Annotated in this window: 16 protein-coding genes, 1 tRNA gene and 2 pseudogenes; 10 read left to right on the forward strand and 9 right to left on the reverse strand. The window is 71.4% G+C overall.

Annotated elements, in window-relative coordinates; all coding sequences use genetic code 11:
* The first annotated feature begins 21 nt into the window (after positions 1–21).
* From QFZ71_RS10225 to QFZ71_RS10250, 6 genes and pseudogenes are all read left to right on the forward strand, one after another.
* Positions 22–669 (forward strand): ABC transporter permease, encoded by a 648-nt coding sequence (locus QFZ71_RS10225; RefSeq protein WP_307667946.1) that lies wholly within the window; start codon positions 22–24, stop codon positions 667–669.
* Positions 662–1,922: pseudogene (locus QFZ71_RS10230) on the forward strand (betaine/proline/choline family ABC transporter ATP-binding protein). Before QFZ71_RS10225 ends, QFZ71_RS10230 begins: the two are co-directional and overlap by 8 nt.
* Positions 1,919–2,785, forward strand: coding sequence for an ABC transporter permease (locus tag QFZ71_RS10235; protein WP_307667947.1), 867 nt, complete (start codon positions 1,919–1,921; stop codon positions 2,783–2,785). The pseudogene QFZ71_RS10230 and the gene QFZ71_RS10235 overlap by 4 nt, the downstream one beginning before the upstream one ends.
* Before the next feature lie 101 nt (positions 2,786–2,886).
* On the forward strand, positions 2,887–3,777 hold the full coding sequence (locus tag QFZ71_RS10240) for a glycine betaine ABC transporter substrate-binding protein (protein WP_307671398.1): 891 nt from the start codon (positions 2,887–2,889) through the stop codon (positions 3,775–3,777).
* 110 nt (positions 3,778–3,887) lie between these two features.
* Positions 3,888–4,505: a winged helix-turn-helix domain-containing protein gene (locus tag QFZ71_RS10245; protein ID WP_307667948.1), complete on the forward strand. Its 618-nt coding sequence runs from the start codon at positions 3,888–3,890 to the stop codon at positions 4,503–4,505.
* A 46-nt stretch (positions 4,506–4,551) separates the two neighbouring features.
* Positions 4,552–4,755: a hypothetical protein gene (locus QFZ71_RS10250; protein WP_307667949.1), complete on the forward strand. Its 204-nt coding sequence runs from the start codon at positions 4,552–4,554 to the stop codon at positions 4,753–4,755.
* 164 nt (positions 4,756–4,919) lie between these two features.
* On the opposite strand, the gene QFZ71_RS10255 is transcribed toward QFZ71_RS10250, so the two are convergent.
* Together QFZ71_RS10255 and QFZ71_RS10260 are read right to left on the reverse strand one after the other, a co-directional pair.
* A complete protein-coding gene (locus QFZ71_RS10255) occupies positions 4,920–5,708 on the reverse strand; it encodes a S16 family serine protease (RefSeq protein ID WP_307667950.1) in 789 nt (262 codons plus the stop codon).
* 157 nt (positions 5,709–5,865) lie between these two features.
* The gene (locus tag QFZ71_RS10260; protein WP_307667951.1) at positions 5,866–6,510 is read right to left on the reverse strand and encodes an IclR family transcriptional regulator; all 645 of its coding nucleotides are present in this window, start codon (positions 6,508–6,510) and stop codon (positions 5,866–5,868) included.
* A 510-nt stretch (positions 6,511–7,020) separates the two neighbouring features.
* Here QFZ71_RS10260 and QFZ71_RS10265 point away from each other — a divergent pair.
* Genes QFZ71_RS10265 through QFZ71_RS10275 form a run of 3 tightly spaced genes read left to right on the forward strand, consistent with a single transcriptional unit; the run spans position 7,021 to position 10,480 of the window.
* Positions 7,021–7,476, forward strand: coding sequence for a hypothetical protein (locus tag QFZ71_RS10265; RefSeq protein WP_307667952.1), 456 nt, complete (start codon positions 7,021–7,023; stop codon positions 7,474–7,476).
* Entirely contained in the window at positions 7,476–9,776 is a 2,301-nt protein-coding gene (locus QFZ71_RS10270; protein WP_307667953.1) for a DUF6571 family protein, read from the forward strand. The genes QFZ71_RS10265 and QFZ71_RS10270 overlap by 1 nt, the downstream gene beginning before the upstream one ends.
* 44 nt (positions 9,777–9,820) lie before the next feature.
* A complete protein-coding gene (locus QFZ71_RS10275) occupies positions 9,821–10,480 on the forward strand; it encodes a hypothetical protein (protein ID WP_307667954.1) in 660 nt (219 codons plus the stop codon).
* Positions 10,481–10,572: 92 nt separating this feature from the next.
* Here QFZ71_RS10275 and QFZ71_RS10280 read toward each other — a convergent pair whose 3' ends face one another.
* From QFZ71_RS10280 to QFZ71_RS10290, 3 genes and pseudogenes are all read right to left on the reverse strand, one after another.
* On the reverse strand, positions 10,573–12,357 hold the full coding sequence (locus QFZ71_RS10280) for a DEAD/DEAH box helicase (protein WP_307667955.1): 1,785 nt from the start codon (positions 12,355–12,357) through the stop codon (positions 10,573–10,575).
* Between the two features lie 156 nt (positions 12,358–12,513).
* Entirely contained in the window at positions 12,514–12,642 is a 129-nt protein-coding gene (locus QFZ71_RS10285) for a hypothetical protein (RefSeq protein ID WP_373465099.1), read from the reverse strand.
* 50 nt (positions 12,643–12,692) lie between these two features.
* Positions 12,693–14,199 (reverse strand): annotated as a pseudogene (locus QFZ71_RS10290) (MFS transporter).
* 237 nt (positions 14,200–14,436) lie between these two features.
* Here QFZ71_RS10290 and QFZ71_RS10295 point away from each other — a divergent pair.
* Positions 14,437–14,511 (forward strand) — tRNA-Cys (locus QFZ71_RS10295).
* Between the two features lie 202 nt (positions 14,512–14,713).
* Here QFZ71_RS10295 and QFZ71_RS10300 read toward each other — a convergent pair.
* Genes QFZ71_RS10300 through QFZ71_RS10315 form a run of 4 tightly spaced genes read right to left on the reverse strand, consistent with a single transcriptional unit; the run spans position 14,714 to position 19,969 of the window.
* A complete protein-coding gene (locus QFZ71_RS10300; protein ID WP_307667956.1) occupies positions 14,714–17,074 on the reverse strand; it encodes a xanthine dehydrogenase family protein molybdopterin-binding subunit in 2,361 nt (786 codons plus the stop codon).
* Positions 17,071–17,193, reverse strand: a complete 123-nt coding sequence (locus QFZ71_RS10305; RefSeq protein ID WP_307667957.1) for a hypothetical protein — start codon at positions 17,191–17,193, stop codon at positions 17,071–17,073. Before QFZ71_RS10305 ends, QFZ71_RS10300 begins: the two co-directional genes overlap by 4 nt.
* Complete coding sequence (locus tag QFZ71_RS10310) at positions 17,190–19,076, reverse strand: 2Fe-2S iron-sulfur cluster-binding protein (protein ID WP_307667958.1); 1,887 nt, start codon at positions 19,074–19,076, stop codon at positions 17,190–17,192. Before QFZ71_RS10310 ends, QFZ71_RS10305 begins: the two co-directional genes overlap by 4 nt.
* On the reverse strand, positions 19,073–19,969 hold the full coding sequence (locus QFZ71_RS10315; protein WP_307667959.1) for a xanthine dehydrogenase family protein subunit M: 897 nt from the start codon (positions 19,967–19,969) through the stop codon (positions 19,073–19,075). Before QFZ71_RS10315 ends, QFZ71_RS10310 begins: the two co-directional genes overlap by 4 nt.
* Between the last annotated feature and the right edge of the window lie 128 nt (positions 19,970–20,097).

Consider the following 20,097-nt stretch of genomic DNA (forward strand, 5'->3'; position numbering starts at 1 on the left):
CCCGATCCGAAGGAGCGCCGTGTGAGCTTCTGGGAGTATCTGAGCACCCGGCACCAGCAGCTCCTGACGGACGCGTTCCAGCACGTCAGCGCGGTCTTCCAGTGCATGGTCATCGCCACCGTGCTGGGTGTGCTCATCGGCGTGGTGAGCTACCGCAGCGGCTGGGGCGGCTCGCTGGCGATCACCTCCACGGCGACGGTCCTCACCATCCCCTCCCTCGCCGCGATCGGTCTGCTGATCCCGCTGGTGGGCCTCGGCGTCGCGCCGACCGTGATCACCCTGACGCTGTACGGGCTGCTGCCGATCGTCCGGAACTCCGTCGTCGGCCTGCGCGGTGTCGATCCGTCGCTGGTGGACGCGGCGACGGGCATCGGGATGTCGCGGACGGCGCGGCTGTGCCGGGTGGAGCTGCCGCTCGCCTGGCCACCGATCCTGACCGGCATCCGGGTCTCCACGCAGATGCTGATGGGCATCGCCGCCATCGCCGCGTACGCCTCCGGGCCCGGACTCGGCAACGAGATCTTCCGGGGCATCGCCTCGCTGGGCAGCGCCAACGCGATCAACCAGGTCCTCGCGGGCACGCTCGGCATCGTCGTCCTCGCCCTGCTGTTCGACGCCGCGTACGTCCTGCTGGGACGGCTGACCATCCCGAGGGGGATCCGTGCCTGAGACCGAGACCGCTCCGGTGGAGGGGACCGCCGCCACCTCCGGGGCCACCATCCAGCTGGAGAACCTCACCAAGAGCTATCCGGGGAATCCGAACCCGGCCGTCGAGAACGTGTCGATGGAGATCAGGGCGGGCGAGACCGTGGTCTTCGTCGGCCCCCTCCGGCTGCGGGAAGTCCACCACGCTGAAGATGATCAACCGGCTGATCGAGCCGACGTCGGGCCGTATCCGGATCGGCGACGAGGACGTCACCGACATCGACCCGGTGAAGCTGCGCCGCAAGATCGGGTACGCGATCCAGTCCTCCGGCCTCTTCCCGCACATGACGGTCGCGGACAACATCGCGCTGGTCCCGAAGATGACCGGCTGGTCCAAGGCCCGCGTGAAGGACCGGGTGGAGGAGATGCTCGACCTGGTGGGCCTGGACCCGCGCGAGTTCCACGGCCGCTATCCACGCCAGCTCTCCGGCGGGCAGCAGCAGCGGGTGGGCGTGGCGCGGGCGCTGGCCGCCGACCCGCCCGTCCTCCTGATGGACGAACCGTTCGGCGCGGTCGACCCGATCACCCGCGACCACCTCCAGGACGAGCTGATCCGGCTCCAGCACGAGCTGCACAAGACGATCGTGTTCGTCACCCACGACTTCGACGAGGCGATCAAGCTGGGTGACCGGATCGCGGTGCTGCGGGAGCGTTCGCACATCGCGCAGTTCGACACCCCCGAGGCGATCCTGACCAACCCGACCGACGACTTCGTCTCCGGGTTCGTCGGCGCGGGCGCGGCCCTCAAGCGGCTGAACCTGACCCGCGTACGGGATGTGGGGATCGCGGACTTCCCGACGGTGACGGTCGAGGACCCGCTCCAGACGATCTTCGACAAGCTGCGCGACGGCCCGCACAACGAGTTGCTGATGCTGGACCGCCGCAACCGCCCGTACAAGTGGCTGCGGCGCGGTGACCTGATGCGGGCGCGCGGTTCGCTGGCGCGGGCCGGGCAGCTGGTGCACGACACGGTGACCCGCGACGCCACGCTGCACGACGCGCTGGAGGCGGTGCTGACGGACAGCGGGGGCCGGGTGGCGGTGACCGGGCGGCGCGGCGAGTTCATCGGGGTCGTGGACATGAAGACGCTGATGGACAACGTGCAGGAGCTGCTGGAGGCCGACCGGCTGACGGCGATGGAGCACCAGCACGAGCTGGAGGAGCTGCGCGTCCACCGGACGGAGCAGGAGCTGGAGGGGGGTGGCGGCGGAGTATGAGCCCCAGCCACCAGGCCGGCTCCGGGAAGGAGCCGGCCCCGGCCCGGCCGCCGGGCGAACACGACGTCCGGGGCCACGCGTTCCATGACGAGGAGAGGGACCCCTTCCCCGCCCCGGTCGCGGCGGAACGCCGGATCACCTGGCGGAAGCTGGTGGTCCTGCCGGCGGTGCTGGTGGCCGTCCTGGTGATCACGTACGTGTGGATCACCAACGTCCACCTGGACTCGATCGCGGAGAACTCGCTGACCGGCGGCAATGTTCAGCTGCGCTGGTGGCAGCACGTCCGGCTGACGGCGATCTCGACGTTCTGGGTGCTGGTCATCGCGATCCCGCTGGGCATCGCCCTGACCCGGCGGCGGCTGCGGAAGGCGGCCCCGGCCTTCACCGCGCTGGCCAACATCGGGCAGGCGACCCCGGCCATCGGCCTGCTGGCGCTGCTGGTGATCTGGCTGGGCATCGGCCCGCGCACGGCGATCATCGGCATCGTGATCTACGCGGTGCTGCCGGTGCTCTCCAACACGGTGGCGGGCCTGCGGGCGATCGAGCCGAACATGATCGAGGCGGCGCGCGGGATGGGGATGTCCGGCCGGGGCGTGCTGCTGCGGGTGGAGCTGCCGCTGGCGGTGCCGCTGATCCTGGCGGGTGTACGGACGGCGCTCGTGCTGAACGTCGGCACGGCGACGCTGGCCACGTTCGGCGGGGGCGGTGGGCTCGGCGACCTGATCACGTCGGGCATCCAGACGCAGCGGATGCCGGTGCTGGTGATCGGCTCGGTGCTGACGGTGGTGCTGGCCCTGCTGGTGGACTGGCTGGCGTCGCTGGCGGAGCTGGCGCTGACCCCGCGCGGGTTGGAGGAGCGGTGACGGGTACGTACGGTCCCCGGCGCGGGGCTCTCGCGGGCGGATGCGTCGCCCTGTCCCTGGCCCTGCTGCTCGCCGGGTGCGGGCTCAAGAGCGGGTCCCCGATGGTGGACGAGGTGTCGCCGGGGTCGGTCGGACAGGGCGAGCCGCTCAAGGGCGCGACGCTGACGGTGACCTCGAAGAACTTCAGCGAGAACATCATCCTGGGCCAGATGACCGGCCTGGTGTTCAAGGCGGCCGGTGCGGAGGTCCTGGACCGGACGAACCTGCCGGGTTCCATCAGCGCCCGCGAGGCCATCATCAACGGCGACGCCGACGCGCAGTGGGACTACACCGGCACCGGGTGGATCACCTTCCTGGGCCACGCGGACCCGATCGTCGACCCGAAGAAGCAGTACGAGGCGGTACGGGACGAGGACCGGGGCCACGGGGTGGTCTGGCTGCCCCCGGCCCCGTTGGACAACACGTACGCGCTGGCCATCAGCAAGAAGAACAACGCGAAGTACGGGCTGAGGACCCTCTCGGACGTGGCCGCGCTGGCGAAGAAGGATCCGGGCGCGGTGACGGTCTGCGTGGAGAACGAATTCGCCTCCCGCGACGACGGGCTGCCGGGCATGGAGAAGAAGTACGGGATGACGATCCCGGCCGACAACATCCGGAAGATGGACGCGGGGATCATCTACACCCAGGTCTCCGAGTCCGACTCCTGCCTGCTGGGCGAGGTGTTCACCACCGACGGCCGGATCAAGGCGATGGACCTGGACGTGCTGCGCGACGACAAGAACTTCTTCCCCAACTACAACGCCTCCCCGGTCGTCCACGAGGCAACGTTCGAGAAGTACCCGGTGATCGCCGAGCTGTTGGACCCGCTCGCCCGGAAGCTGACGACCGAGGTGGCGCAGACGCTGAACGCCAAGGTGGACGTGGACGGCGAGGACCCGCACGAGGTGGCGAAGGAGTGGCTGGTGGAGGAGGGGTTCATCGAGGAGGGGTGAGGAGGGGCAAGCCGCGCGGGAGGAAGGCGGGAGCCATCCGGGGGAAGTTGCAAAGAGTGGCTTGCAAAAAAACCTTGCAAAGCATTCTTTGTAACTCTACTGTCGGAGACATGCCCGAGAACGAGAGCGGCCCCCGCCCCCACCACCACGACGGCGCCGACCGCAGGATCCACACCGTGGACGCCCGCACCCTGCGCGCGGTCGCACACCCCCTGCGACTCCGACTGCTCAACGCGCTGCGCGAGTTCGGCCCGGCCACCGCCTCCCGGCTCGGCGAGCGACTGGGCGAGTCCAGCGGAGCGACCAGCTACCACCTGCGGCAGATGGCCCTGGCCGGACTGGTCGAGGACGCACCGGAGCTGGGCAAGGGACGCGAGCGCTGGTGGCGGTCGGTCCACGACGGTTCGGTCTTCGAGAGCTCCGACTTCCGGCGGCACGCCGATCCGGAGGTGCGCGGAGCCATCGACTTCGTCCTGCACGAGACGGCCACCACCCACGCCCAGGAGCTGAACACCTGGCTGGGCACGGTGGGCGACTGGCCGGAGGACTGGCAACGCAGCTGGGACATGAGCGACTTCAAGATCCGTCTCACCCCGGAGCTGGCGATGGAGCTCTCCCGGAGGGTGCACGAGCTGGTGGAGAGCTACCGGGACGCCGTCCCCGAGGAGACCGAGGGTTCGGCGGTCGTCCGCACCCACCTGCACCTCTTCCCGCGCCGCTCCGAGTGACCGCACCGCACCCCGCAACACCCCACCACCTGAAGGGAAGACCGCCATGCACGCCGACGTCCACCACCTCCTGCACACCATCGAGTCCACCGAACTCACCGCCTCAGCACATGAGTTCCGCCTCCCTCGGACCCCGTTGCGCGCCCGGGTCGGCTGGACGCTGGTCGAGGTGGGCCTGCGGCTGACGGCCCGGGGCCGGGAGGCGGCCACGCCCGAACCCCGCGCCGCCACCGCGTTCCATCCGGCGTAGCCGGCGAGCCGGGGAAGGAGGAGGACCATGGCGAACCGTGTTCCACCGGCCGCCACGCTCGCCGCCAACTCCATCTCGACGGCGGGCACTTCACTGACGCTGATCGGCGTCCCCTGGTTCGCTCTGGAGACCACCGGCAGTGCGGGCCGCCGTGCCGCCGCAGGTCAGCAGCTCGGCACCTTCCCGCCCGACCGGAGGGCCTTCAGGGAGCCGACCGCGTCCCCCAGCGTTCTGACCGGCACGACCCGCAGCCCGTCGGGCGCCTCGGCCTCCGCCTGGGCGCACTCGGCCTCGGGGACCAGGAAGACGCTCGCCCCGTCACGGTGAGCGCCCTGGGCCTTCATGGACACGCCGCCGACCGCGCCGACCTTGCCGTCCGCCGTGATCGTCCCCGTACCGGCGATGGTGCGACCGCCGGTGAGGCCGCCGCCGGAACCGTCGCCGTCGAGCTTGTCGATGATGCCGAGGGAGAGGAAGAGCCCGGCGCTCGGGCCGCCGATGTCGCCGAGGTCCACTGCCACCCGCATCGAACCGGGTTCGCGGTCCAGGTAGTTCAGGGCGGCGTCGACGGCGACGTTCTGCGACTCCTTCATGTCGTCGAGGTTGTGCTTCTCGATCTCCTTCTCCGAGCCGCCGGTGGGGTAGACGGAGTCGCGCGGCATGACCGCCCGGTCGGTCCGGAACCACGCGTCGAACACGTCACCGACGCGGACGTCCGCCTTCGGCCCGGTGGCGAGGATCGTCGTCATCCTCAGCTGGCCGTCGGTGGGCCGGGTCTCGGCGCCGGAGATGGTGATCACCGGCCGCCCGTCGTCCTTGCCGAGCACGTCCGCGGTCACGCCGGGCCGCGCCAGGGTGAACGGCAGCGGCGCGAAGGCCGCCGTACCGAACAGGGCGAGGACCGGCAGCGCGCAGAGGGCGAGGAAACGGGGGCGCGAGAGACGAGAGAGCACGCACCCAATCTAACCGCCGCGCCGGAACGGGAACGCGCCCGGCGTACGCCGCCCCGCGCCTCGGCCCCTTCCCGCGCGTGCCCTCCCCCGCACTCCTCGGGCCCGTGGACAGGACGGGCGCCTGCCCCGTACGCGTACCCCTCGTACGGGCACACGCCTACCGCAGCGCGTCCGCGACCTCCCGCGCGGCGTCGAGCACGCGGGGCCCGACCCGTTCCGGGACGGCGTCGGCGAGCATGACGACCCCTACGCTGCCCTCCACGCCGGAGACGCCGACCAGGGGCGCGGCCGCCCCGCTGGCACCGGCCTCGAGTTCGCCGTGGGTGAGGGTGTAGCCGGGGTGGGCGGCGTCCGTGGCCTGCCGTGCGGAGAGGATGGCCCGGCCCGCCGCGCCCCGGTCCAGCGGGTGGCGGAAACCGGCCCGGTAGGCGACGTGGTAGTCGGTCCAGGTGGGCTCGACGACGGCGACCGCGAGGGCATCGCTGCCGTCGACGAGCGTGAGGTGGGCGGTGGCCCCGATGTCCTCGGCCAGGGAGCGCAGCGCGGGCAGCGCCGCTTCCCGGACGAGCGGGTGCACCTGGCGGCCGAGCCGCAGCACGCCGAGACCGACCCGGGCACGGCCGCCCAGATCACGGCGCACCAGGGCGTGCTGCTCCAGGGTGGCGAGCAACCGGTAGACCACGGTCCGGTTGACGCCGAGCTTGGTGGACAGCTCGGTGACGGTCAGGCCGTGGTCGGTGTCGGCGAGCAGTTTGAGGACGCGCAGTCCTCGGTCGAGCGTCTGGGAGGTCTCCGCTGTCACGACGCCCTCTCCTCTTCGGGGTGAGCGACGACGGCCCGGCTCCAGCGGTTGCGACGCCGGTCCCAGCGGCGACGCACGGAGAGGCCGCCGGTCTGGCAGGCACCGGCTGCGCTCCGCGGCGGCGTTGCCACGGGGCGTTCATATGGCGGGGACAGTAGCGAGCCAGTCCGCTCAGCGGAAGTCCTCGTCCAGAATCCGGTCTCCGGAATCAGGGCCCCGAACCGGCCCGCACATAAGGGCCGGTCAGCGCGACGACGTCCGGTAACCGAACATCTACGCGCGTCCACGTGTCACGACCCCGAACCGAAAGGGAGCACGCGGAGGTGAACTGCCGTTAACGTTCCGTGATGAAGAGGCCCATGGTTTCTTTGCCCCCGCTCCCGCCCCGCTCCGGCCGGAACCGGACACCGGACTCCGCTCCGGGCCGCCTCGGGCCGCGCCCGCTTGGTAGCTTCCTGGCACGCGGCCGTACACGGACAACGGCGGTGCTCACGGGAGGAGTTCGATTCCATGGCTTGGGACGAATGGGAACAGTTAAAAGCGGATGCGGCCACCCGACAGCCGACGCGTATGCAGCTGAACCACCCGCCGCCGGAGCCGGGCGGTGCAGGGAGCGGAGGCCAGCAGGGGGACCTGGCAGTCAACCGGACGGATCTGGCCGCGATCGGAGACGCCGCCTATGAACTTCGCCGGGACTTCGGCCGGACCAGCGAGCACGCACGGGCGGCTTCCCAAAAGGCAGCAGGAGGGCTGAAGGCACAGGGGTTCGCGCTCGGCAGCGCTCTGGACCACGTGGCCGCGCGCTGGATCGAGCAGTCCAGGTCCTTATTGGATGCCACCGCCCACATCTCCAACCATCTCGACTTCACCAAGGGCGCCCACGCGGGCGACGAGGTCCACATCGCGGCAACGGTGAGCAACATCGCCACGCTCGACGCGGGCTTCGATGAGAGGAAGGGCTCCTGATGGACCTCGACGCTCTCCGCTTCGGCAACTTCTCCCCACTCGGTGAGGCGATCACCGACTGGGAGCAGATGGTCAAGCAGCTCGCGACCCTCAAGAGAGACGCCAAGGACAACCTGGGCGTCAAGGCGGCGAAGGCCCGGTGGGCGGGCGAGAACGCCACCGTCACACGCTCCTTCGTGGAGAAGACCGCGGCAGAGTTCGCCGATGCCCACACCCAGGCCCGTACGGTCGTCCGCATCCTCGCCGATACCCGGGACGAGTTGGTCTCCTTCCGTGACGAGCTCACCGAGGTGATCTCGCAGGCCGCCAAGAAGAATCTGACGGTCAGGGACACCGGCGACGGGTCGTTCACCGTCACGATGAACATCCACCCCGACCGTGCCGCCAAGGGCACCACCCTCCCCGAGCACAGCCAGACGGAAGCGGAAGGCCTGCGCGACCGGGTTCAGGCGATCCTGCGGAAGGCCACACGCAGCGACACCACCGCAGCAGAGACGCTGCGGCTCATCGTGGACCAGGCCGAGCGCGGATTCTCAGGCGCCGACTACAAGGACCGGGACTCCGCGGCCGAAGCGGTCGCCAAGGCCGAGGCGATCGCCAAGATCCTCAAGAAGGACCCGACCGACGTCACGGCAACCGAGCTGAACACGGTGAACGCCACGCTCGTCACGTACGGCAAGGACCCCCTGTTCGCGGAGAAACTCGCCACCTCCACGACGCCCGACGGTCTGCTGACGTTCTACGCCGGAATCGCCGACCCGGCGCAAGGCTATGGGGCCGACCCCAAACGGTTGGAACAGGCCAAGCTCCTCCAGAAGAACCTGGGCGTCGCGCTGGGCACGGCCACGCTCTCCGACAGCGCCGCCATGCGGTCCTGGGAGCAGAAGATGCTCGAGCTGGGCCCGGAAGAGCTCGGCACCGAGCACGCGAGCAAACCCCGTGGATTCGCCGTCATGAGCAACCTCATGCGGTTCGGCGACTACGACGACCGGTTCCTCAACGAATACGGCGAGAAGCTCGTGGCGTATGACAAGGAACGCAACGTCGAAAACATGAGCCCGTGGATCAACAACTGGAACCACGGCGACCTGAACTTCTCCAGCAAGAACGACCGGGGCCGCGACCCCATGACCGGGTTCATGGAAGCCCTAGGTCACAACCCTGGCGCCGCGACCGACTTCTTCGCCCAGCCGGCCGGTGCCGGATCGAGTGTCGACAAAGAATCCGAGCTGAACGAGAACTTCAAGTACCTGACGAAGGAACGTATTTGGCTGTCGGATGCCTATACCATGGGTGGCGACGACAAGTTCACCGCTGGTCATGAATCCCTCGGCCACGCCCTGGAGGCGGCCACCACCGGGTACGTCTACGATGCCGAGCCGATGGTCTCCAAGGATCCGATGACCCCCGGCAACCGCGATATGCGCACTGCGGAAACAGCCGGCGTCATGGAGCAGGTCGTTTTCCTGTACGGGAGCGAGGACGGGCCGAAGATGCTGCACGATCAGTCCGAACTCGCGCTGAGTCTCGGCAAGATGGGGGCCGCATACATCGATGACATCGACTACAGCATGTCAGGTGTCGGCGACCGGGCGAAGAACGAGGAAACCTTCCCACCGAAGTATCAGGGGCGGGCCGACTTCGGTGAACAAGGAGCTCTCAATTTCCTCAGCGTGATCGGCCAGGACGAGACCTCGCACGGAGCCGTCTCCGCAGCACAGCATTTGTACACGCTGAGCATGCTGGACGCCCACCCGCCCAGCAGCGAGGCAAACATCGACAAGGCGCATGACGCCCTGACAACCGGCAGTGAGGTGCGAGGCATCCTCGACCACTCTCGCGTACAGCAGGCGGAAGCGACGTACAAGGACAACGCGGAGGAGCAGAACAAGTCGCTGGGCCGCTCCGGTGACTGGGTCAAGCTGGGCGCCGGGGCCGTGGTAGGAGGCGGTATCGCCGCGCTGCCCGTGCCAGGTTCGACCGGAGCGGCCATCGCGATCGCGCCGGTGGCTGCGGAAACGATCGGCAACGCGGTCAGCACCTTCGTCGGGCACCAGGTCGACAAGGGAATCGACAAGGCCGAGGAGGATCCGACAGAGCAGGCACAGGTCACCAGCCAGAGATTTCATTCGCTGGCAATCCAACAGCAGGCCGATGCCTACGCCGCGTACATCGGGCCGGACTCCGAAGTCAAGGCCGAGTTGAATCGCCAAAATTGGTCGCAGCAGATCGAGTACAGCTATTTCGGTACCGGATCTCTACAGAACGACTATCGGGGACGCCCCGCCTACAAGGACTGACGCCTGCCCGCCTGACACAACATTCCTCTGAGGAAGCGAATGCCATGCGCAACAGAACTCCCCGGATGCTCTGCGGAACCCTGATGTTTTTCATGGTCGCCGCCTGCACCGACGACGGAAGCAATGAGAAAGCGACACTCTCTGCCTCACAGGTGTGTGACAGCACGCTGCACCCGCCATCGGCGGCAGCCCTCGCCCGTCTGGCATCGACAGATCATTTCACCGAGCTCACCGGAACCAATCAGCTGGGAGACGCGACCAAGTTCTCTTTGCGACTGGCGGCGAAAAGACTTCACCGGAGCGCGAAGGAACGCAACGCCTGCTGGGTCTACAAAGCGGGCGATAATAGAGGAATTCCACTTCTGATAGTCGAATTCGAACCGTCGGAGAGCCACCCCGCACCCGACGAGGAAGCGCGGAAAGCGGAAAGCGATCGCCTCGTCTATCCTCTGGGGTCCTACGCCGAGATCAATGGCGTGATGGGGGCAAACCTGTACTTCTCCTGCTCGACCAAGGGGCTCAAAGGCACCTTGCCCTTCGTCAGGGCGAGCATGTACTCGTCCGGAGGTCAGCTGGCCCCCGGCTCCACGCCCGACGACCGCATGGCTGTCCTCAACGACGTCGCCCGCGGCCTGACCGAGGAGCTCGGCTGTGCGGCCGAAGCCGCGCTGCCCGCCCGGATCCCCGCCCCGACGAACGGCTGACAGCCAGGCCGGAACAGAGAAGAGGGGAAGGAGGGCGGGACGCTCTCCGCAGAAGCGTCCCGCCCTCTCCCCCCACAGGCCCGTCCTCCCGCTCACGTCATCCGCGTCGCCCATTCCTGGACCTTGGCGATGCGCGTCTGGATCTGGTGGGCCGTGGCCTCCGCGCTCGGCGGGCCGCCGCACACGCGGCGAAGTTCGTTGTGGATCACGCCGTGCGGTTTGCCGCTCTGGTGCGTGTAGGCGGAGACCATCGTGTTGAGCTGCTTGCGCAGGCTCAGCAGCTGCTTGTGCGTGACCACGGGCCGGGCCTCGGCGGGCTTCTCCAGGAGGTCGGCCTCCTCGGCCGGCTTCTGGCGGCTGTGCGCGATCTGCCGGCTCTGCCGCTTCTGGAGCAGGAGCTGCACCTGGTCCGGCTCCAGCAGGCCGGGGATGCCGAGGTAGTCCTGCTCCTCCTCGGAGCCGGGGTGGGCCTGCATGCCGAACTCGGCGCCGTCGTACAGCACCCGGTCGAAGACGGCGTCGGACTCCAGGGCCTCGAAAGGCAGCTGCTCCTCGGTCTCCTCGTCCTCCAGCCTCTCGGCGTCGGCGAGGAGCTTGTCCTCCTCGGAGAACGGGTTCTCCTCGTCGCCGCCCTTCTTCGGCTTGTCGAGGACGTGGTCGCGCTCGACCTCCATCTCGTTGGCGAAGTCGAGGAGCATCGGAATGGTCGGCAGGAAGACCGAGGCGGTCTCGCCGCGCCTGCGGGAGCGTACGAAGCGGCCGACGGCCTGCGCGAAGAACAGGGGCGTGGAGATGGTGGTGGCGTACACGCCGACGGCGAGGCGGGGCACGTCGACGCCTTCGGACACCATGCGGACCGCGACCATCCAGCGCGAATCGTCGGCGCTGAACCGGTCGATCTTCTTGGAGGCGGCCTTCTCGTCGGAGAGGACCACGGTCGGCGTCTCGCCGGTGACCTTCTTGAGGATCTTGGCGTACGCGCGGGCCGAGTCCTGGTCCGTCGCGATGACAAGGCCGCCCGCGTCGGGAATGCCCTTGCGGACCTCGGTGAGCCGCTTGTCGGCCGCGGCGAGCACGTTGGGGATCCACTCGCCGGTGGGAGCGAGCGCGGTACGCCACGCCTGGCCGATGGCGTCCTTGGTCATCGGCTCGCCGAGCCGGGCGGCGATCTCGTCCCCGGCCTTCGTACGCCAGCGCATGTTGCCGCTGTAGCTGAGGAAGATCACCGGGCGGACCACGCCGTCCGCGAGGGCGTTGCCGTAGCCGTAGGTGTAGTCGGCGGAGGAGCGGCGGATGCCGTCGTTGCCCTCCTCGTACTGGACGAACGGGATCGGGTTGGTGTCCGAGCGGAACGGCGTACCGGTCAGCGCGAGCCGCCGGGTCGCCGGGTCGAACGCCTCCTGGCAGGCCTCGCCCCAGGACTTCGAGTCACCGGCGTGGTGGATCTCGTCGAGGATCACCAGCGTCTTGCGCTGCTCGCAGCGGTTGCGGTGCAGCATCGGCCGGACGCCGACACCCGCGTACGTCACGGCGACCCCGTGGTACTCCTTGCTCAGCGGACCGGCGCTGTACTCGGGGTCGAGCTTGATCCCTATCCGCGCGGCCGCCTCCGCCCACTGCTTCTTGAGGTGCTCGGTGGGGGCGACGACGGTGATCTGCTGCACGACGTGGTGGTGCAGCAGCCACGACGCGAGGGTCAGCGCGAACGTGGTCTTGCCGGCTCCGGGCGTCGCGACGGCGAGGAAGTCGCGCGGCTGCTCCTGGACGTACCTCTCCATGGCGCCCTGCTGCCAGGCTCGCAGCTTGCCGGCGGTCCCCCAGGGGGCGCGGCCGGGAAAGGCGGGTGAGAGGTGGTGGGAGGCGGTGGTAGTAGTCACGGTCTCCGGTTCGGGGCTCTCGGGTGCGTGGGGCGGTGTCCGCACCGGGCCCGGCCCGATCGGCCCGACCCGCGATACGACAACCGGGCCACCCTACCGGGGGCCCGGTCGGAACCCGGTACGAACAAGCTGCGGCGACGCCGGACGAGACCGTGCTCACATCGCGTCGTGCAGCGCCCTCAGCCGCCCCGCGATCAGATCCACGTCCTCAAGACCGCCCATGGCCACCTCGATGACGAGCTTGTACGCCTCATCCTGGTCGACATCCTGGTCGGCCTCGACCATGTCGGTAGCCCTACCGAAAGAGCACCATCCATGGGGTCACGGTGATACCGCTACTTCTCCCGGACGACGACCCGCGTAGCCACCCACACCCCCACCAGCGCCACCCCGGCCATCGGCAGGAACACCGCCGCGAACGCGCCCGGGTGCGAACCTGCGGCGCCGGCCTCCACCGCGCCGTGGGCCGCCCGCGCCGAGAGCCTTGCCGCCGAGGGCCGCGAAGGCCGCGCCGCCGATGGCGAGCAGCAGCACGTTGGAGAGGCCGTCGGAGATCTGGAGGGCGGCGGAGTTGGAGCCCGCCTCCTCGGGGGCCGACAGCTTGAGCAGCAGCACGCTGGTGGAGGCGATCACCATCCCCATCCCGAAGCAGCCGAAGGCCCAGGCGACGGCGACGGTCCAGACCGGAACGCCCTCGATCAGCACGGAGGGCGCCACGGCGATCGAGGCGGCGACGAGCAGCATGCCGGTCACCATCAGCCGCTCCCGGTGCGCCTCCATGCGGGGCCGGGACTGGACGAACGACCCGAGCGCCCAGGTCGCCCCGCCCACGGCCAGCGACAGCCCGGCCATCGTCGGGGACAGTCCGCGCTGGGTGACCAGCATCAGCGGGACGAAGGACTCGGCGGCGATGAACGACCCGGCGGCGACCCCGCGCAGCAGGACCACCGAGGGCAGCCCGCGCGCCGCCCGCGCGGTCCCGGCGGGCAGGAGACCGCGGACGGCGGGCACCAGCAGGGCGACGCCGACGGCGGCGGGCAGGAGGGCGAACCAGCTCAGCTCCTGCCCCGCGTACTGGAGCAGCCCCGCCCCGGCCGAGATCCCGAGGGCGAGCCGGATGCGGCGGCGGTCGTACGGCTCCGCGGCGGCGGCCGGGCCGGCGGGTCCGGAGGCCGTGCGCCGGATCGCCGGGAGGGCCAGCGCGAGCGGGATCACGATGAGCACGGGGATGCCGACGAAGACCCAGCGCCACCCGAGCTGCTCGGTCACGGTGCCGGCGGCCAGCGGTCCGACGACGGAGGGGATCACCCAGCTCGCGGCGAAGGCGGCCAGGATCGCGGGCCGGATGCGTTCGGGGTAGGCCCGCCCGATGACCACGTACAGCGCGACGATGACCAGCCCGCCGCCGAGGCCCTGGACGGCCCGGCCCGCGATGAAGACCCACATGCCGCCGGCCGCCCCGGAGAGCAGCAGACCCGCGCCGAAGGCGGTGATCCCGGTGGCGAGCGGCTGGAGCGGCCCGCGCCGGTCGGCCCACTGCCCGGAGAGGACCATGGCGAAGAGGCTGGTGGTGAAGTACGCGGAGAAGGCGAACGCGTAGAGCGGGATCCCGTTCAGCTCGCGGGCGGCGACCGGCATGGCCGTACCGACCGCCGTGGCCTCGAACGCGATGAGGAACACCACGGACACGATGCCGATGCTCAGCGCCCGGTAGGTGCGCCCGAGGACCCCCTCGACGGCCTCGCGCGGAAGATCGGACAGCGGGTCGGGGGAAGTGGCGTCGGTCGCGGGCAGCGCGAGGTGGGCGGCTTCGGTGCCGTCACGGGGTTCGAGGGCGGTCATGACCTCAGCGTAAGGGGCGTCGGCGGGTTTGGGCCCTGTCGATGTACGGTCCCGCGCTCGGCCCTTGGTCGTAGGTCCGGGGGTCCGGCCCCCACGGGCCGGGGCGGACGGGCCCCGGCCCGGTTGTGAACGGGGCATGGCAGTCGTATTGCGTGCGGTCCGGAATCCTTGAGGCGGGGGCCCGGGGGCCCGTAGCGTCGTTGTCGGCGGAGGAACAAGGAACACCGCGCCACCCCCGACCGTGTGCCCGAGAGGCTCAGGGGCTCGACTGCAACTCGAGTTACACCGGTTCGAATCCGGTCACGGTCTCCACCACGAACCGGCCGTCCCCGCCACGGGGGCGGCCGGTCCGTTCTCCGCGCCTCACGGAGGGGAAGTCCGCGAGCGCGGGGGGCCTCGTGCCCGGTGCGAGCGGCGGGGGCAGCAGCTCCAGTTCCCGGTACGACCTCGGTGCGAGCGTTGCCGGCGGTCCCCGCCGGGTTCAGGGACCGCCGCCGGAACGGACGCGCCGCTGTCACCCCTTCGGCGTCGCCACCGCCGCCTGCGGCCTGATCGGGAGCCGGTTCACCGGGCGGCCCGTTGCCGCGCGGACCGCTGCGGCGACCGCGGCGGGGGCCGTGACGACCGGGACGGCGGAGGCGGCTTTGGCGCCGAAGGGGGCCACCACGTCGCGTTCCTCGATCAGCTTCACGATCCGGATGTCCGGGGCGTCCAGCGAGGTCGGGAGTGCGTAGCCGGTCAGGTCGGGGTGGCGGATCAGCCCCTTCGCGGTGCGGAGGTTCTCCGTGAGGGCCGCGCCGATGCCCTGGGTGATGCCCGCCTCGATACGGGTCGCCAGCTGCGCCGGGTTCAGGACGCGGCCGACGTCCTGGGCGACCGCCATCTCGACCACGCGGACGGAGCCGAGCTCGATGTCGACGTCGACCACGGCCCGTACCGCGCAGAACGCGAGGCCCACGAACGCGTCGCCCTGGCCGTACTCGTCCAGCGGCTCCGTGGGGTGGGGCCGGCACTGGGCGGTGGCCCACAGTTCCTTGCCGTCCAGCGTCTCGGCGACCGTCGTGGACAGTACGCCGTCGTACGAGGTGATCTTGCCGTCCGCGATCTGGAGCAGCTCGGTGGACATGCCGAACTTGTGGGCCAGCGGCTGGAGGAGCTGGGTGCGGACCATCTTCGCCGCGCGCTCCACCGCCCCGCCCGACACCCAGGTGTGCCGGCCGTGGGTGGCCGGACCGGCGGGCGGCTGGTCGGTGTCGACCGCGGCCACGTGGACCTCGTCGACGCCCAGGACCTCCTGGACGATCTGCCGGGCCAGCGTGGTGAAGCCCTGACCCGTCTCGACCGCCGCGCAGATCACCGTGGCCACGCCGTCGTGGACCCGGACCGTGGCCGTGGAGACCTCGTCCGCGCCCTCGGCGCCGAGCATGTGGACCATGCCCACGCCGTAGCCCACGCCCCGGCGCACCGCTCCGGGCTCCCCCGCGCCCTCCGGGCCGCCCGGCAGCAGCCAGTCGTCCTCCGGACCGTCCTTGGGCAGGACGGGGAGGGGGAAGTCACGGACGGCCCGGAGCAGTTCGGCCACCGGGGCCGGGCAGGTCACCGTCTGGCCCGTGGGCAGGATGTCGCCCGTGGACAGGGTGTTGCGGAGGCGGAGTTCGGCCGGGTCGATGCCGAGCTTGGCGGCCAGCTTGTCCATCTGGCCCTCGTACGCCGCGCACACCTGCATCGCGCCCTCGCCGCGTACATGACCGGACGGCGGGTTGTTCGTCCGGACCGCCCAGCCCTCGATGAAGGCGTGCGGCACGACGTACGGGCCGCAGGCGAACGCCACGGCCGCCGCCAGCGACTCCGACGAGGCGTCCGCGTACGCGCCCGCGTCCAGCAGGATCTGCGCCTCCACCTTGACCAGCCGGCCGTCCGCGTCCGCGTGGTGGCGGTAGCGCAGGAGGGAGGGGTGGCGGTGGGTGTGGCCGAGGAAGGACTCCTCGCGGCTCGCGGCCAGTTTCACCGGGCAGCCGGTACGCAGGGCGAGCAGCCCCAGCGGGATCTGGAAGCCCGGATCCTCGCGGTCGCCGGTCGCGCCGGGCACCCCGGTCACGACGACCTTGACCCGGTCGGGCTCCAGGCCGAAGCAGGCGGCGATCAGGTCGCGGTCGGTGTGCGGGTCGGTGGAGGCGGTGTAGATCTCCACGCCGCCGTCCGGGCGGGGCACGGCGAGACCGGCCTCCGCCCCGATCGGGGCCGGGTCCTGGCGGCCGATGCGGTACAGGCCCTCGACGACGACCTCACCGGTCGCCTCCGGGTCGCCGTAGCGCAGCGGGATGTGCCGGATCAGGTTGCCCTCGGGGTGCAGCGGCTCTGCGGCGAACGCCTTCTCCGGGTCGGTGACCGGCTCCAGCACCTCGTACCGTACGGCGATGGCGGCGGCGGCCAGCCGGGCGGTGTCCGGGTGGTCGGCGGCGACGGCGGCGATCGGCTCGCCGTGGTGACGCACCAGGTCGGAGGCGAACACCGGCCGGTCCACGACGTGGCGGCCGTAGGTGCCGTCCCCCGGCACGTCCTCGTGGGTGACGACCGCCCGCACGCCGGGCATCTCCTCGGCCCCCGAGGTGTCGATGGACAGGATGCGCGCGTGGGGGTGCGGGGAGCGCAGCACGGCCGCCCAGAGCAGGCCCTCGGCCCAGAGGTCGGCGGCGTACGGGAAGGTGCCCTCGGTCTTGGCACGGGTGTCCGCGGAGCGCAGCGACGCCCCCAGGCCCTGCTGGGGCGGCTCCTGGTCGGGGCCGGGGCCCCCGCCCGGTGCGCCTGCCAGCGCGTCGATCCTGGGCAGGCTGGTGCTGGTCGCGTTGGCCGCGGTGGCCGCGTCGCCGCTCACGCCGCCTCCTTGTCGTTCGCCCCGCCGGCGAGGCGACGGGAGGTGAGCCCTGGGTTCGCGTGGTCGTGGTGCGTGTGCTGCTGCCGGTGCTGTCCGGCGGCGCCGCGGGCGTGGCTCACAGCGCCTCTCCCTCGTGCGGGTGCGGCCCCTGCTGTACGCCGCCGGCACCCGGTTCGGCCTGGTGCGGGACGCGCGCCTCGTCCGGCGGCGCCGCGGCCGCCTCGGCGCTCGCCTCGCGGGCCGCGACGACGTCCGCCACCGCGTCGAGCACGCCCCGGTAGCCGGAGCAGCGGCAGAGGTTGCCACAGAGGGCCTGGCGGGTCTCCAGCTCCGTGGGGGCGTGGTTGCCCTCCAGGAGGTCGTGGACGGTCATCGCCATGCCGGGGATGCAGAAACCGCACTGCACGGCTCCGCAGGAGGCCAGCGCGCGCTGGACGTCGGAGGGCTCGCCGTCGACGGCGAGGCCCTCGACCGTACGCACTTCGCTGCCGGCGGCGGTGGCGGCGGGAACCAGGCAGGAGGCGACCAGCCGGCCGTCGACCTGGACGTTGCAGGCGCCGCACTCGCCCTGCGAGCAGCCGTCCTTGGCTCCGGCCAGGCCGAGGCGCTCGCGGAGCACGTAGAGGAGGGACTCGCCGACCCAGGCGTCGCTGACCGGGCGGTCCGCGCCGTTCACGTGCAGCACGTAGGAGGCCGCGGGGTGCTCGCTCGGCGCGTCGAGGGGGGCGGGGGCCGGGGCGGGCACTGCTTCCGGGTCCGGGTCCGGGCTCGAACCCGATTCCGGTTCACGTTCCGGTTCCGGGGTGTCCGGGGCCGCGTCGGGAGTGGTGAACGGTGCCGCGTGTGCGTCGGCGGCCTCGGGGGCGGGCCCGGTGGCCGTGCCGTCCCGCGTGTCCGCCCCGGCCGGGGAAACCTCGGCCACGGCAGCGGCATCGGGGGCGTCGGGTCCGGGAACGGCCGCGGATTCCTGTTCCGCTTCCGCCGGGCCGGCCGCCTCGTCCGACTGCTCCGCCCGCTCCGCCGGTTCGTCCGCCCGACCGTCCGCCACCGGTTCGGCTTCGGTGGTCTGCCGGGGTTCGGGAACGGCTACGGGATCGGTCTCCGGCTCCGGCACCGGGGCCGGTTCGGGGGTCTGCGCGGCCCAGGGTGCGGGGGCTCCGCCGGGCAGCGTCGCCGGACGGGCGCTGTCCCCGTACCACGGCGACGCCTGCGCCTGCGCCGGGACCGGGAAGGCGTCCGATGCGTCCGGGAGGTCCCCGTCCGCCGCAGGAACCGTCCACTGGCCCGTGTGACCCGCGGGATCGCTGTGACCGAAGTCGTCGGTGTGCGCGGTGTGGCCCACGGGGTCGGCGTGGCCCGTGTGGTCGAGCTGGTCGGCGTGGTCGGTCCGGCTCGCGTTCCCCGCGTGGCCGAAGTCGTCCGTGTGACCCGCGTAGTCCACGTGCCCGGTGTGCCCGGTGTGGCCCGTGTGATCGACGGGTCCGGGGGGGCTCTGCCCGTCCAGGGCGTCGTGGTGCCCGGCCGCCGGGGCGGTCGGCGTCTCCCCCAGCACCTCCGTGAAGTTCCACTGGGCCGTGGCGTGCGAGGTGTCCTCGTACGGGCCCTGGTAGCCGCTCGGGACGCCGCCCTGCTGGTTCGGGTCGGGCCAGTGGATCGCACCGGCCCCCTGGTGGGCGGCGGCCTCCCGGGCGCGCTGCTCGGCCTCGGCCTGCTGAGCCTGCGTCTGGACCACCCAGCTGCCCGTCGCCGCCGGGTCGAGACCGGCGGCCGGGGTCAGCGGCACGATCATCGGGGGCACGTACCCGTGGCCGGGCGCGGCCAGCGGGATGTCCGCCAGGTCCTCCGGCGGGATGTGCACGAACGCGGTGGCGTCGGCGTCGAAGCCGTCGCCCTGCGAGGTCGGCTCCCAGCCGCCGTACCGGGAGTCCGGGCCCTCGGAGTGCCCCTGCCACCCGTACTGATCGTGCTGGTCGTGCTGGTTGGGGTTTTCCTCATTGCTCACGACAGTGCCCTCCCCAGCGCGCGTCGGGCGAGCGCGGCGACGGTACGCCGCAGGTGCAGGACGGCCGGGGACAGCGGCGGGGCCTCTGTACCGTCGGCCGGTGGTGCGTGGTCCGGGATGCAGGCGGCGGCGACGTACTCGCCGAAGGCGGCCAGCGCGTCGGGGGCCAGCCCGCGTTCGCCGTCCCAGTCGATCAGCGAGGCGATCCAGCGCTCCGCCTCCAGCGGGCGCAGCGGCATCGGCGCGATCGCGCCGACCGCGCAGCGCACGCCGCGCCGGGCCGGGTCCAGGACGATGGCGACCGAGGCGGTGGCGCGGCCGGGGCCGGTGCGGCCGGTGGCCTTGAGGAAGACCTGCGGGGCGTGCAGCAGCGGTACGCGGACGAAGCCGATCAGCTCCGCGGGCTCCAGCATCTCGCGGCCGGCGAGCAGGTGGGAGACGGGGATCTCGCGGCGGACGCCGCCGGGGCCCGCGACGACGAGCTCGGCCTCCAGAGCGGCCAGCACGGGCAGGGCGTCGCCGGTGGGCGCGGAGGTGACGATGTTGCCGCCGAGCGTGCCCGCGTTGCGGATCTGGGGCGGTCCGGCGGCGCGGGCGGAGGCAGCGAGGGCGGGGATGAGGGCGGCGAAGTCGGGGCGGCCCATGCGGGCGTGGGTGAGCCCGGCGCCGAGGAGGGCGTGGCCGTCCTGGTAGTGCCAGCCGCGCAGCTCGCTGATCCGGCCGAGGCCGACCAGCGCGGAGGGGCGCAGGAGCCCCTTGTTGACGGCCGCCATCAGGTCCGTTCCCCCGGCGACCGGTACGGCTGCGGGCATGGCGCCGAGTGCCGCCACGGCCTCGTCCAACGAGGCCGGCAGCGTCACCGTCTGCGCCGCCTGCGGTGCGTGCGTGGTCAACCCAGCTGCCCCTTCCCGGTCTCCCGGCTGTCTGGCCTGTTCCGCCGTACGGTACGTGCTCACAGCCCGGACGTGGCAACTCTGGCACATCTTCCGAGCGGACCGACGCGAGGGTCCGCGAAGGACGG

This window comes from Streptomyces sp. V2I9 (genome assembly GCF_030817475.1).
In the GTDB taxonomy this organism is placed as follows: domain Bacteria; phylum Actinomycetota; class Actinomycetes; order Streptomycetales; family Streptomycetaceae; genus Streptomyces.

Coding starts and splice junctions, on each gene's coding strand:
- QFZ71_RS10235 (WP_307667947.1), top strand. CDS start 1,919: ATGAGCCCCAGCCACCAGGCCGGCTCCGGGAAGGAGCCGGCCCCGGCC.
- QFZ71_RS10240 (WP_307671398.1), top strand. CDS start 2,887: ATGGTGGACGAGGTGTCGCCGGGGTCGGTCGGACAGGGCGAGCCGCTC.
- QFZ71_RS10245 (WP_307667948.1), top strand. CDS start 3,888: ATGCCCGAGAACGAGAGCGGCCCCCGCCCCCACCACCACGACGGCGCC.
- QFZ71_RS10250 (WP_307667949.1), top strand. CDS start 4,552: ATGCACGCCGACGTCCACCACCTCCTGCACACCATCGAGTCCACCGAA.
- QFZ71_RS10265 (WP_307667952.1), top strand. CDS start 7,021: ATGGCTTGGGACGAATGGGAACAGTTAAAAGCGGATGCGGCCACCCGA.
- QFZ71_RS10270 (WP_307667953.1), top strand. CDS start 7,476: ATGGACCTCGACGCTCTCCGCTTCGGCAACTTCTCCCCACTCGGTGAG.
- QFZ71_RS10275 (WP_307667954.1), top strand. CDS start 9,821: ATGCGCAACAGAACTCCCCGGATGCTCTGCGGAACCCTGATGTTTTTC.
- QFZ71_RS10285 (WP_373465099.1), bottom strand. CDS start 12,642: ATGGTCGAGGCCGACCAGGATGTCGACCAGGATGAGGCGTACAAGCTC.